Raw genomic sequence first — 12802 nt, 5'->3', positions numbered from 1 at the left:
CTCCGGTGGCGCCGAGTCCGGTCAGCAGGTGGGCCAGGCGGTCGGAGGCGGCGTCCAGTTCGGCGAAGGTGAGCCGGGCCCCGGTCCCGGCGGCTCCCGGCGTGCCCGCGTCCGAGGACGCGTCCGCTCCGGAGGCTCCCTCGGAGTTCGCCCCCCGGAACGTGCCCGCCACGGTGGAGCGCACGGCGACGGCGTCCGGTGTCCGGGCCGCCTGCGCGGTGAACGACCGGGGAAGGGTGAGGGGGGCTGCAGGCTCGGAGCGGCCGTACGTCACGGCCTCGCGCACCTGTTCGCCGGTGAGCAGGTCCAGGGTGCCGATCGGGCGCTCCGGGTCGGTCAGCAGCAGCTCGGTCAGGCCGTCCAGATAGCGCAGCCAGGTGTCCTCGTGGGCGGCGAGGTCCTTCGGCCCGTACGCGGAGGGGCTGGCGTCCAGGGTGAGCCGCAGGCCCCCGCCCGGCACGGGGGCCGCGCCGACCGCGAGACCTTCCACCGGCCCGGCCGCGAGATTGCGCACGGTGCCCGTGGCCCCGGCGAAGTCGAGGGCGCCGTCGAACGGCTTGACGTTGACCATCGGACCGGTCAGCGGGGTGTCGGCCGACTCCAGGGCCAGGTCGCGGCGCAGGTCGGCCTGCGGATAGCGCTGGTGGCGGCGGACCTCGCGGATCTCCAGCACCACGCGGCGCAGCAGTTCGGCTCCGGTGTCGCCCGGGCGCACGGAGATCCGCAGAGGCAGGACGTTCACGGTCATGGCCGGGGTCCGCAGCGCCGCCGGCCCCCGCCGGTTGGTCAACGGCAGGCCCAGCACGACGTCCTCGACGCCGGTGAGCCGGTGCAGATGACCGGCGGTCGCGGCCACCACCAGCTCGGCCCAGGTCGCCTTCGCCGCACGCGCCGCCCCGGACAGCCGCTCCAGGGTCTCGGCGGGGAGATCGGTGGTCCGATGGAGCGGGCCGTCGTCCGGTCCGTCCGAGGGGGCGGGGGAGCGGCGGGGCGTGGCGACGGAGGAGCCCGCCATGCGCGCGGTCCAGAACGCCCGGTCCGTCGCGTACTCCTCACCGTCCAGGTACGCCACCTCCTGCCCGGTCAGCTCACCCAGCGGGGCGAACCGGCTCTCGGGTGGCGGCTCTTCGGCGACCAGCGCCCGGTACAGCTCGGCGACGCGCTGCCCGATGAGGGACAGGGCGTAGGCGTCGACGGCTATGTGGTGCACACGTTGGTACCAGAGGTGGCGTCCCTCGCCGACCCGGATCAGCGCCTGGGTCATCAGTGCGCCGTCAGCGGCGAGATCCACCGGCCGGGCCAGGTCCTCCCGCATCCATACCTCGGCCCGATCCGCCGTCAACTCCAGCCGGTGCACCACGGGTTCGACGGCGGGCACGATCCGCTGCACCGGCAGGCCGTCGGTCTCGGACACCCGCAGGGCGAGGGTCTCCGCCTCGCCCACCGTCCGTCCCAAGGCCTCCACGAACAGGTCCGCGTCCAGCGGCCCGTCGATCTCCACACAGTCGGCCGTGTTCAGTTCGGCGCCGAGAGGGGCCAGCCGGTGTGCGTAGTAGATGCCCGACTGGGCCGTCAGGAGAGGGAGTCCGGGGGAAGGCGCGCCGCCGGAGTGCGCTGCCGAAGAGCTGGTCGGGCGGTTCGGACGCTCATGCATGGGTGTGACGACTCCCCTGAAGGACAACGGACACCGGGCCAACGGACTCCCGGCGCACACTTAGGTAAGGCTAAGTTAACCTACTTCCGACTGTGCAGGCGACCGCCCCGGGGTGGTCCGGAACGCAAGGAGAGACCATGACCGTCCCCGCAGCCCCACGCCCTCGGACGCGGACCGGGGCAGGGGGCGAGACAGGTACCGACGCAGGGGCCGACGATGCGGCCGGTGAGCGGACCCGTGCCCTGAGGGCCGCCGTGCGGGAGACGATCGGTGTCCGCGCCCCGGCGCTGCTCGACCTGAGCCGGCGTCTGCACGCCGAGCCCGAGACCGCGTTCGAGGAGCACAAGGCCGCCGCGCTCTGCCATGAACTCCTCGCCGCGCACGGCTTCGAGGTCACGGCGCCCGCCCACGGCCTGGACACGGCGTTCCGCGCCACGATTGGCTCCGGCCCCGTCACCGTGGCCATCGCCTGCGAGTACGACGCCCTGCCGGGGCTCGGCCACGCCTGCGGGCACAACCTCATCGCCGCCGCCGGAGTCGGCGCGGCCCTCGGTCTCGCCCCGTACGCGGACGAACTCGGCCTGACCGTCCGGGTCGTCGGCACTCCCGCCGAGGAGCGGGGCGCGGGCAAGGCGCTGCTGCTGGAGGCCGGAGCGTTCGACGGGGTCGACGCCGCGATGATGGTGCACCCCTGTCCGTTCGAGATGGCGGACTTCCGCTCCTTCGCGCTCGGCACCCTCGACGTCGTCTACACCGGCCGCGCCGCGCACCCCAGCCTCAACCCGCACGAGGGCCGCAACGCCGCCGACGCGCTGACCGTCGCCCAGGTCGCCCTGGGGCTCCTGCGCCAGCAACTGCCCCCGCAGTGGCGGGTGCACGGCATCACCACCGCCGCCGGGACCGCGCCCAACGCGATACCCGACCGGGCCACCGCCACGTACGAGATACGGGCACTGGCCGCCGAGGACCTCCGGGAGCTGCGGCAGCGGGTCGAGGACTGCTTCCGTGCCGGGGCCCTCGCCACCGGCTGCGAGGTGACCCTGGAGCGGCCCGAGCCCGACTACCTCGACTTCCGGGGCGACCCGGAGCTGATCCGGCTCTGGACCGCCAACGCCCGCGAGCTGGGCCGCGCCGAACCGGTCGAGCGCCCCCCGTTCGCCTGCACCGACATGGGCAACGTCTCGCACGTGGTGCCGTCCATCCACCCGGTGCTCGACATCAGCGGCGGAGCCTGCGGCCCGCACGAGGCGGCGTTCGCGGAGGCCGCGGTCTCCCCGGCGGCCGAACAGGCCCTGCTCGACGGGGCGGTGGGCATGGCGTGGACGGCCGCCGACTTCGCGGCTTTGAGGCTCCCGGGCCGGCCGTCCGCCTGACGGGGCCCGGCGAGACCTGCCGGGCGTTCGACGCCGTGGGGCCCGGGCCGGGAACCGCCGGTCCGGGCCGCACGGCGTGGAGTCACCCGAAGGTCACTCGGCCGAGAGCGCCTTGACGTAGTCGTTCAGGACGGCCTCCGCCGCGAGCGGGCCACCGCGGGTGGACCACACCGAGCCGTCGACGGTCACCGCGTGGTCGTCTCTGACGGCGCCCAGCTCCTTGTAGGCGGGCTTGGACTGGACGTCCTTGAGCGCCTTTTCGCCGTCCGAGGTCAGCGTCGACAGGAAGAGCCAGTCGCCGTCGATCTCGTTGATCTTCTCCAGGCTCAGCGACGGCGTGTGCGCGTTGCCGTCCTTGTTCTGGGACGCGGGCCGCTTCAGCCCCATCTCCAGGGCGACGCCGCTGGCGAACTGCTTGTTCTCCATCCAGCTGGGTCCGTCCGGGTTCCAGCGGACGATGGAGACCTCCGCGCCCTTGTTCGCGCCCAGCTTCTCACCGGCGGCCTTGGCGGCGGCCTCGTGGCGGGCGATGAACTCGTTGGCGTCGTCGAGCTTGTTGACGGCGTTGCCGACACCCCGGAAGAACAGCTTCCAGTCGTCGGTCGGCGCCATCGTCACCAGTGTGGCCGGGGTGATCTCCCGCAGCTGCTTGAGCACCTGCTCGTCCTGCATGTCGCCGGCGAGGATCAGGTCGGGCTTCGCGGCGACGACCTTGTCCATGACCGGCTGGAGGAGGTTGCCCACGACGTCGATGCCCCCGACCCTGTCGGCGAGGTAGGCCGGCGGCTTGTCCAGGCCCTGCCCGTTGGTGATGCCGACCGGCTTGATGTCCAGCGCCAGTACCGCGTCCAGGTCTTCCTGGGTCAGGGTGACGATGCGCTTCGGCTCCGCCGGTATCTCCACGGCCTTGCCGGTGGCGTCCTTGACCGTACGGGTCGCGGAGGAGGCGGAGTCCGCCTTGCCGGTCTTGTCCCCGGAAGACGTGCCCGAGCCGGAGTCCGTTCCGCAGGCCGTCAGGAGCAGGGCTGCGGTACCGAGGGTGGCGACGGCGCGCGCCGCTCTTCGGGCGACGGTGCGGGTGGGGCGGCGGTGCAGGATCATCAAGAGCTCCGGGTTCAACGGGACATGAAGCGGTGACGGCCGTACGGACACGCGGATGCGGCCGTCGGCTCGTGAGCGAGCTAAGGTTAGCCTTACTTTAGCGGCATCGGGCAAGGTGATGCCCCTGTCCTCCGGAAAGGCCGGTCCTCGTGGAAATCCGTGTCGAACAGCTCACCGCTGGATACGCCGGTCATACCGCCGTGGATCAGGTCGACCTGACGGTCCCCTCCGGACAGGTCGTGGCGATCGTCGGCCCCAACGGGTGCGGCAAATCCACCCTCCTGCGCTCCATGGCCCGCCTCCACCAGCCGCGCTCCGGCCGGGTGTTCGTCGGAGACGCCGACGTCTGGGAGCTGCGCCAGCGTGACGCCGCCCACCGCATCGCCCTGCTGCCCCAGGCCCCGCAGGCCCCCGAGGCGGTCACCGTCGCCGGACTCGTACGGTACGGCCGCCATCCGCACCAGGGCCTGTTCCGCCAGTGGTCCGGGGAGGACGAGGAGGCCGTCACCCGCGCCCTGGAGGCCACCGGTACGGCGGCTTTGGCCGGACGCCGCCTCGACCAGCTCTCCGGCGGCCAGCGTCAGCGGTGCTGGCTCGCCATGTCCCTCGCCCAGGAGACCCCCGTCGTCCTGCTCGACGAGCCCACCAGCGCCCTCGACATCGGCCACGCCGTGGAGGTCCTGGACCTGGTCCGCGAGGTCGCCGCGCAGGGGCGCACCATCGTCATGGTGCTCCACGACCTCGCGGCCGCCGCACGGTACGCCGACATCCTGGTCGCCATGCGCGACGGGCGGATCGTCGCCTCGGGGCCGCCCCGCGAGACCGTGGACACCGCACTGGTCCACGAGCTCTACGGCATCGAGGCGGAGATCCTCACCGCGACCTCCGACGGGGCGCCCGTCGTCGTACCGACCGTGCGCGTACCGGCCGTGGGCGTCTGAGCCCTCAGCCGGTCGCCGCCGCGTCGACGACGCCGGGGGCGGGCGGCTTCGCAGCGCTCGACGGCGTGCGGTAGGCGCGAAGGGGCGCGTTGGCCGCGGACACGGCGGCGATCGCCAGAACGGCGGACAGCCCGCCGAAGACCAGGGAGAAGGGGGCGGAGGTGGCCGACGCCAACAGACCACCGCGGAAGTTGCCGAGCTCGGGGCCTGCGACACCGATGACGTGTTCCACCGAGGAGACCCGCCCCCGGTAGGCGTCCGGGGTCTCCAGTTGCACCAGGGCGCTGCGAGTGACGACGGACACGGTATCGGCGGCACCCGCCACCGCCAGGCAGCCCAGCGCCAGCCACAACGGCCCCGCCAGGCCGAAACAGGCCAGCGCCAGGCCCCAGACGCCGGCTGCGTACAGCTGCACCAGGCCACCACGCCGCCAGCGCGTCACCGTGCCGGAGAGCAGACCGGCCGTGATTCCCCCGACCGCGACGGACGAGAGGAACAGGCCGAGGGTCTGCGGGTTTCCGCCGAAGCGAACCTCGTTGACCAGGGGGAAGAGCGCGATGGGCATGGCGAGCAGCGTCGCGGACAGGTCGGTGGCCATCGAGCCCCACAGAGTCGGGCGGCGCAGGACGATCCGCCAACCGCCACGCTCCGGCCGGCGCCTGCCCCCCGCCGCGTCGGTGCCTTCGGGCCGCATGGCAGGCAGACGGATCACGGCGAGCATCGCGACTGCCACCGCCGCGGCCTGGGCCGCGTACGCGGCGGGAAGGTCCCAGCGCGCGATGATCAGCCCGGCCAGCGCGGGGCCGGTCAGCATCGCCGCCTGGAAGGAGACGTTGGTCAGCGCGAGACCGGCCGCGACCTGGTCGGTCGGCAACAGCCGCACCGGGAAGGCGCGCCGGGCGGGCGCTCCGAGAGCGCCACAGCTCGTCCCCGCGGCCACCAGGGCGAGCAGGAGCAGCACGTTGCGGTTGTCCGCCAGGGCCTGGGCGCACAGCCCCGTGGCGGCCAGAAGTTGGCCCGCGGTGGTGGCCCGCACCACCGCACGGCGGTCGAAGGTGTCGGCCAAGGTGCCGCCCAGCAGCCCGAACAGCACCATCGGCAGGCCGGTGGCGAGGCCGATGGCTCCGGTGCCCACGGGGCTGCGGGTCAGATCCCAGACCTGGGCCAACACCGCCACGTTGGCTATCTGTCCGCCGAGCTGCGAGGCGGAGGTGCCGATCCACAGGTCGCGAAACGGCTGACTGCGACGCAGCGGGCGGGTGTCGAGGAGCCGGACGCGGCCACGCCACGTCATCGGGGTGGCTCGACCAGGTGGTGCGTGATCCGCTGTCGCATCGACCGGCGTTCCAGGGCCCGCCGCACCTCCTCGACGACGGCGGTCATCGCGTACGGGACCTCGCCGTCCAGCTCGGCGACCGTCTCGTGGGTGGCGCGCCACTCCGCCTCCAGGAACGGCACCAACGCGCGGCCGTGCTCGGTCAGGTCGATGCGCCGCGTGCGGGCGTCGGGCCCCGGCTCGGAGGTGACGAGACCCTCCTTGCGCATGGCGGCGACGGTCTGACTGATCGCGGAGTGCGAGCGGTCCAGGGACTTCGCGAGCTCGCGAATGGTCAGCGGTCCGGTGTGGGCGAGCCGGATCAGCGGATAGGCGAACCGAGGCCGCACCCCCTCGATGCCCCGTTCGATGTAGAGGTCCTCGATCTCCGCGTCCATGGCTGCCAGAAGCTCGTGCAGGGAGTGCCAGGGGTCGGGTCGCGCCGTGGGATCCGAAAATGTCACAGCGCTAATATAACAGTGCTGTGATAACTGCGGTGCCGCTTCGGCGTCGTCTCCGGCCAGGGAGAGTCGCGCCGGTATCCGGAAACACCGAGGGGCCCCGTGGCGCACTCCAGGGGCCCCTCCGTACGTATCCACCTCGGCGTGCGACGCCGACGCGTTCAGCCGGACTCTCCCGCGCCGCCCTCGCGACGCGACCCGCCCTCACGGGGCTCGCCCCCGCGGAAGACCCCGAGGATCTCCTCGGCGGCCAGCGTCGCCGTCAACGTGCCCTCCCGGACCCGCCGTTCGAGCTCCGGTGCGAGCTTCCGCACCGCCGGATGGCTGTGCAGGCTGTCCAGCAACTCGTCGCGGACCATCGTCCACGTCCAGTCCACCTGCTGGTCGCGGCGCTTGGCCGCCAGCCGGCCGGTCGACTCCAGGAGTGTCCGGTGCTGCTCCAGCCGCTCCCACAGGGTGTCGAGACCGCTCGACTCACGCGCGCTGCACGTGAGCACCGGGGGCGTCCAGGCCGCGTCCGCCGGATGCATCAGCCGTAGTGCGCCCGCCAGTTCGCGCGCGGCCGAGCGGGCGTCACGCTCGTGCGGTCCGTCGGCCTTGTTGACCGCGATGGCGTCCGCCAGCTCCAGGACGCCCTTCTTGATGCCCTGCAACTGGTCGCCGGTACGGGCCAGCGTCAGCAGCAGGAACGTGTCGACCATGTTGGCCACCGCCGTCTCCGACTGCCCGACGCCCACCGTCTCCACCAGCACCACGTCGTAGCCCGCCGCCTCCATCACCACGATGGACTCCCGGGTCGCCTTGGCCACCCCGCCCAGCGTGCCCGCCGTGGGGGAGGGGCGGACGAAGGCGGCCGGGTCCACCGCGAGGCGCTCCATCCGGGTCTTGTCGCCCAGGATGGAGCCGCCCGTACGGCTGGAGGACGGGTCGACCGCCAGCACCGCCACCCGGTGTCCGAGCCCCGTGAGCATCGTGCCGAGCGCGTCGATGAACGTGGACTTGCCCACGCCCGGCACCCCGCTGATCCCGATCCGCCGGGCCGCCCCCGCGTGCGGCAGCAGTCGGCTCAGCAACTGCTGGGCCAGCACCCGGTGTTCGGCCCGGGTCGACTCGACGAGCGTGATCGCGCGCGCCACGAACGCCCGCCTGCCGTCGAGAACGCCCCGCACATAACCGTCGATGTCGATCTTCGCAGCCATCCGGTCAGCGGCTCACAGCTCGTGGCCGAGCGCGGCGCCGAGCCGCGTCACCAGGTCGTGGGCCGCGTCCGGGATCACCGTCCCCGGCGGGAAGACGGCGGCCGCGCCCGCCTCGTGCAGCGCCTCGATGTCCTGCGGCGGAATCACCCCGCCCACCACGATCATGATGTCCTCGCGCCCCTCGGCGGCCAGCTCCTCGCGCAGCGCCGGCACCAGGGTCAGGTGCCCCGCCGCCAGCGAGGAGACGCCCACGATGTGCACATCGGCCTCGACGGCCTGCCGCGCCACCTCGCCCGGCGTCTGGAACAGCGGGCCGACGTCCACGTCGAAGCCCAGGTCGGCGAAGGCCGTGGCGATCACCTTCTGGCCCCGGTCGTGCCCGTCCTGCCCCATCTTGGCGACCAGGATGCGCGGACGGCGGCCCTCCGCCTCCTCGAAGGCCTCGACCAGTGCGCGGGTGCGGTCCACCGAAGGGGACTCTCCTGCCTCTTTGCGGTACACACCGGAGATCGTACGGATCTGCCCGGCGTGCCGCCCGTACACCTTCTCCAGTGCGTCCGAGATCTCCCCGACCGTGGCCATCGCCCGCGCCGCGTCGACCGCCAGCGCCAGCAGGTTGCCCTCCAGGCCCGGCCCCGGGTCGCGCTCGGCGGCGGCCGTCAGCGCGCGCAGCGCCTCCTGGCACGCCATCTCGTCGCGCTCCTCGCGCAGCCGGCGCAACTTCTCGATCTGCTGGGTGCGCACCGAGGAGTTGTCGACCTTGAGGACGTCGATCTTCTCGTCGGTCTCCACCCGGTACTTGTTCACCCCGATCACCGGCTGCCGCCCGGAGTCGATCCGCGCCTGCGTGCGCGCGGCGGCCTCCTCCACCCGGAGCTTGGGGATGCCCGCGTCGATGGCCTTCGCCATGCCGCCGGCCGCCTCGACCTCCTCGATGTGCTGCCAGGCCCGGTCCGCCAGGTCCCGCGTCAGCTTCTCCACGTACGCGCTGCCGCCCCACGGGTCGATGACCCGGCAGGTACCGGACTCCTGCTGGAGCAGGAGCTGCGTGTTACGGGCGATCCGCGCCGAGAAGTCGGTGGGCAGCGCCAACGCCTCGTCCAGCGCGTTGGTGTGCAGCGACTGGGTGTGCCCCTGCGTCGCGGCCATCGCCTCCACGCACGTACGCGTCACATTGTTGAACACGTCCTGCGCGGTCAGCGACCAGCCGGACGTCTGCGAATGGGTGCGCAGGGAGAGGGACTTGGGGTTCTTCGGGTCGAACTGCTTCACCAGGCGCGCCCACAGGAGCCGGGCCGCCCGCAGCTTCGCGACCTCCATGAAGAAGTTCATGCCGATCGCCCAGAAGAAGGACAGCCGCGGCGCGAACGCGTCGACGTCCAGCCCGGCTTCCTGGCCGGCGCGCAGATACTCCACGCCGTCGGCGAGCGTGTACGCCAGCTCCAGATCGGCCGTCGCCCCGGCCTCCTGGATGTGATAGCCGGAGATCGAGATGGAGTTGTAGCGCGGCATCTTCCGTGAGGTGAACGCGAAGATGTCGGAGATGATCCGCATCGAGGGCGACGGCGGATAGATGTAGGTGTTGCGGACCATGAACTCCTTCAGAATGTCGTTCTGAATGGTCCCGGCCAGCTTCTCGGGCGGTACGCCCTGTTCCTCGGCGGCCACGATGTACAGCGCCAGCACCGGAAGCACCGCGCCGTTCATCGTCATCGACACCGACATCCGGTCCAGCGGAATGCCGTCGAACAGCTGGCGCATGTCGTAGATCGAGTCGATCGCCACCCCGGCCATGCCGACGTCGCCGGTCACCCGGGGGTGGTCGCTGTCGTACCCCCGGTGGGTCGGCAGGTCGAAGGCGACGGAGAGACCCTTCTGCCCGGCGGCCAGGTTGCGCCGGTAGAAGGCGTTGGACTCCTCGGCCGTGGAGAACCCGGCGTACTGACGGATCGTCCAGGGCTGGTTGACGTACATCGTCGGGTAGGGCCCGCGCAGATACGGGGCGATCCCCGGATACGAGTGCAGCGCGTCCAGACCCTCCAGGTCCTCACCGGTGTAGAGCGGCTTGACCGTGATGCCCTCGGGCGTCTCCCAGAGCGGGGCCTCGGCGCCGTCGGCGGCCTCGGTCACGGCCGCCTGCCACTCCCCGGCGGAGCCGGCGGGCGGCGCGGCGGACGTGAGCGGCACGTCGGAGAAGTCGGGGACGGAGGGTTCTTGATCCGTGGGCGATGTCGGCATCACGCCACTCCCATGCGGTCGAGTACGGAGGTGAGAACGGCGACCGCGTCGCAGCCCGCGAAGATGTGAGCGTCGACACCGGCGTACTCGCCGGGCCGGCCGGCGAGGAACACCTGTGCGGCCCCCGCCGACTTCAGCGCCCCGGCCACCTGCTCGGCCTGCTCGGCGTACAGCGCGTCCGACGAGCACAGAACGGCGACCGTCGCACCGGAGGCGGTCAGCGCGCCGCCGGCCGTGGCCCCCTCCTCGACGGCCTCCGACACCTGCTCGTGCACCGCCTCGATTCCGCCCGCCCCGAAGAAGTTGACGGCGAAGGAGACCCGCGCGGTGTGCGCGGCGGCCGGACCGAGCGCGGCGACGAACACCTTCGGGCGGCTCCCGGTCGCCGCGAGGTGCGCGTCCGACCGGGCACGCAGCGCCTCGAACGCCTCGTCGCGCCGGACCCGGGGCAGACCGCCCGGGGCCCCGGCGTACGCGTCGGGCGCGGGTTCGCGCTCCACCGGGCGCTCGCCCGGCTGCGGGAACTCGCTCACCCCGGTGATCGGCTCCCTGCGACGGGCCAGCTTCGCACTGCGTGCGGCCCAGGTGGCGGCGAGCCGCTCCGCGACCATCCCGGAGCGCAGCGCGGCGGGCAGACCGCCCGCCCGCTCGGTCTCCTGGAAGAACGCCCAGGCGGCCGAGGCGAGTTCGTCGGTCAGCCGCTCCACGTACCAGGAGCCGCCGGCCGGGTCGATGACCCGCGCGAGGTGAGACTCCTCCATGAGGATCGTCGAGGTGTTGCGGGCGATCCGCCGCGCGAACGCGTCGGGCAGGCCCAGCGCGTGATCGAACGGCAGCACGGTCACGGAGTCCGCGCCGCCCACCCCCGCGCCCAGCGTGGCCAGCGTGGTGCGCAGCATGTTCACCCATGGGTCGCGGCGCGTCATCATCACCGGCGAGCTGACGGCGTGCTGCCGCTGGGCCCCGGCGGCGGGGGCTCCGGAGGCCTCGGCGACCCGCGCCCACAGCCGGCGTGCGGCGCGCAGCTTGGCGATGGTCAGGAACTGGTCCGCGGTGGCCGCGTAGCGGAACTCCAGCTGCCCACAGGCAGCTCCCACACTCATCCCGGCACCGGTCAGGGCCCGCAGATAGGCGACTCCGGCGGCCAGGGAGAGTCCCAGCTCCTCGCCTGCCGAACCGCCCGCCTCGTGGTAGGGCAACGCGTCCACGGCGACGGCCCGCAACCCCGGGTATTCCGCGTCGCACACGCGCGCCCAGCGCACGGCGGAGGTGAGGTCGGCCTCGACGCCCGTCCGGGCCTCGTGGCCGAGCGGATCGGCGCCCAGCGTGCCGCGCGCCTCGTCCTTGGCGACGCCGCGTTCCCCGTACAGCCGCAGCAGCTCCCTCGCGGCGGCGTCCAGGTCGGCCGGGGCGTCGAGGGCGATGGGCGCGAGGTCGAGGTACACGCCTTCCAGCGCCCGGGCGAGCCCGTCGACGGGGACGCCCACCGGGCCGCCCACGGTGAGCCAGAGGGAGGTGGCCCCGTTCTCCAGATCGCCGAGCACCGCCTCGTTGAGCCGGGCGGGGTCGGTCAGGGTGTGGCGTTGGCGCACGTCCCAGCCGCCTGCCGCGTTCCCCTCGGCCCTGCTGCCCCGGGTGAAGGGGGCGAACCCGGGAAAGCCGGTGTCCGGTGACTCGTCGTGTGCGGTGTAGAGGGGGCGGGTGGTGAGCCCGTCCTCCAGTGTGGTGGACAGCGCTTCCTCGGCGGCCGAGCCCGAGACTTCCTTGCCCGACTTGCGCAGTACGCCCTCGACGAGGGTCTGCCACTGGTCATGGGAGGGGTCGGGGAACGCGGCGGCCGGAGAGAGCCCGTCAGCAGGCTGGACCGTCATGCTCAGATGCTAGGGCAGTGCGCTGAGCCAGCAGCAGGGGCACGTGCTGTGACCTTGCCCTCCCGGGTATGCACTTGATCCTTTACATACGGTCGCGTAATCGGCGTGGCGGGCGGACAGTGGCAACACGACGGTTCTCGACATCGGGATGAATCCGGACAGTGGTGCATATTATGTGCGAAGTTTCCTGATCTTTTATGTCATCCCTCGAATGCCGTATCCACCCCGGCGCCCTGTTGCCGCCGGGATAGGGAGAGGACGCGACCGTGGCCGTCGGACCTGTGGAGTACCTCGTCATCGCCTTCCCCGGCAGTCGCTTCACCGGGTCGGTCGCCCCCGTGCTCGCCGACGCCGTGTCGTCCGGAGCCGTACGGGCCGGCGATCTGGCGTTCGTCCGCAGGGCCGGGGGCGGCGCGCCGGCCCCGGTGGAACTGCGGGAGCTGGACCCCGAGGGAGTGGTTCCCGCCGATCCGGCGGAGGGCGGGGCGGCGGCGGTGCTCAGCCCCGAGGACGTGGAAAGGCTCGACCGGGGAGTACCGGCGGGCGATGTCGTGGCGATCGTCGTCCGGGAGGACCTGTGGACCACGCGGCTCGCCCGCGCGGCCCGCGAGGCCGGCGGCGCGTTCGTCGCGCACGAGCGCTTGGGGGG

General features: G+C 72.6%; 10 protein-coding genes. 3 read left to right on the top strand and 7 right to left on the bottom strand.

Annotation, left to right across the window (positions count from 1 at the left end; genetic code table 11):
- Positions 1-1654 (bottom strand): condensation domain-containing protein (locus tag CR470_RS28540; RefSeq protein ID WP_257138946.1); only part of this gene is annotated, 1654 nt, incomplete at its 3' end.
- Between the two features lie 137 nt (positions 1655-1791).
- Between CR470_RS28540 and CR470_RS28535 the strand changes: the two genes are divergently transcribed.
- A complete protein-coding gene (locus CR470_RS28535) occupies positions 1792-3027 on the top strand; it encodes a M20 family metallopeptidase (RefSeq protein ID WP_097870386.1) in 1236 nt (411 codons plus the stop codon).
- A 93-nt stretch (positions 3028-3120) separates the two neighbouring features.
- Here CR470_RS28535 and CR470_RS28530 read toward each other — a convergent pair whose 3' ends face one another.
- Positions 3121-4128, bottom strand: a complete 1008-nt coding sequence (locus CR470_RS28530; protein WP_097870385.1) for an ABC transporter substrate-binding protein — start codon at positions 4126-4128, stop codon at positions 3121-3123.
- Between the two features lie 149 nt (positions 4129-4277).
- Here CR470_RS28530 and CR470_RS28525 point away from each other — a divergent pair, with 149 nt between their 5' ends.
- Positions 4278-5069, top strand: coding sequence for an ABC transporter ATP-binding protein (locus CR470_RS28525; protein WP_097870384.1), 792 nt, complete (start codon positions 4278-4280; stop codon positions 5067-5069).
- Between the two features lie 4 nt (positions 5070-5073).
- Here CR470_RS28525 and CR470_RS28520 read toward each other — a convergent pair whose 3' ends face one another.
- From CR470_RS28520 to CR470_RS28500, 5 genes are all read right to left on the bottom strand, one after another.
- Positions 5074-6363, bottom strand: a complete 1290-nt coding sequence (locus CR470_RS28520; RefSeq protein WP_097870383.1) for an MFS transporter — start codon at positions 6361-6363, stop codon at positions 5074-5076.
- Complete coding sequence (locus CR470_RS28515) at positions 6360-6848, bottom strand: MarR family winged helix-turn-helix transcriptional regulator (RefSeq protein ID WP_097870382.1); 489 nt, start codon at positions 6846-6848, stop codon at positions 6360-6362. The genes CR470_RS28520 and CR470_RS28515 overlap by 4 nt, the downstream gene beginning before the upstream one ends.
- Before the next feature lie 158 nt (positions 6849-7006).
- Positions 7007-8044, bottom strand: a complete 1038-nt coding sequence (gene meaB / locus CR470_RS28510; protein WP_097870381.1) for a methylmalonyl Co-A mutase-associated GTPase MeaB — start codon at positions 8042-8044, stop codon at positions 7007-7009.
- Between the two features lie 12 nt (positions 8045-8056).
- Positions 8057-10282 (bottom strand): methylmalonyl-CoA mutase, encoded by a 2226-nt coding sequence (gene scpA / locus CR470_RS28505; RefSeq protein WP_097870380.1) that lies wholly within the window; start codon positions 10280-10282, stop codon positions 8057-8059.
- On the bottom strand, positions 10282-12153 hold the full coding sequence (locus CR470_RS28500; protein WP_097870379.1) for a methylmalonyl-CoA mutase subunit beta: 1872 nt from the start codon (positions 12151-12153) through the stop codon (positions 10282-10284). Before CR470_RS28500 ends, scpA begins: the two co-directional genes overlap by 1 nt.
- A 266-nt stretch (positions 12154-12419) precedes the next feature.
- Between CR470_RS28500 and CR470_RS28495 the strand changes: the two genes are divergently transcribed.
- Positions 12420-12802 (top strand): DUF6325 family protein (locus tag CR470_RS28495; protein WP_097870387.1); only part of this gene is annotated, 383 nt, incomplete at its 3' end.

Origin of the sequence: Streptomyces sp. rh34, from assembly GCF_002551245.1 — a bacterium.
In the GTDB taxonomy this organism is placed as follows: Bacteria; Actinomycetota; Actinomycetes; order Streptomycetales; family Streptomycetaceae; genus Streptomyces.
Note: the sequence above shows the minus strand (reverse complement) of the source record. Positions and strands in the feature narration are given on the sequence as shown.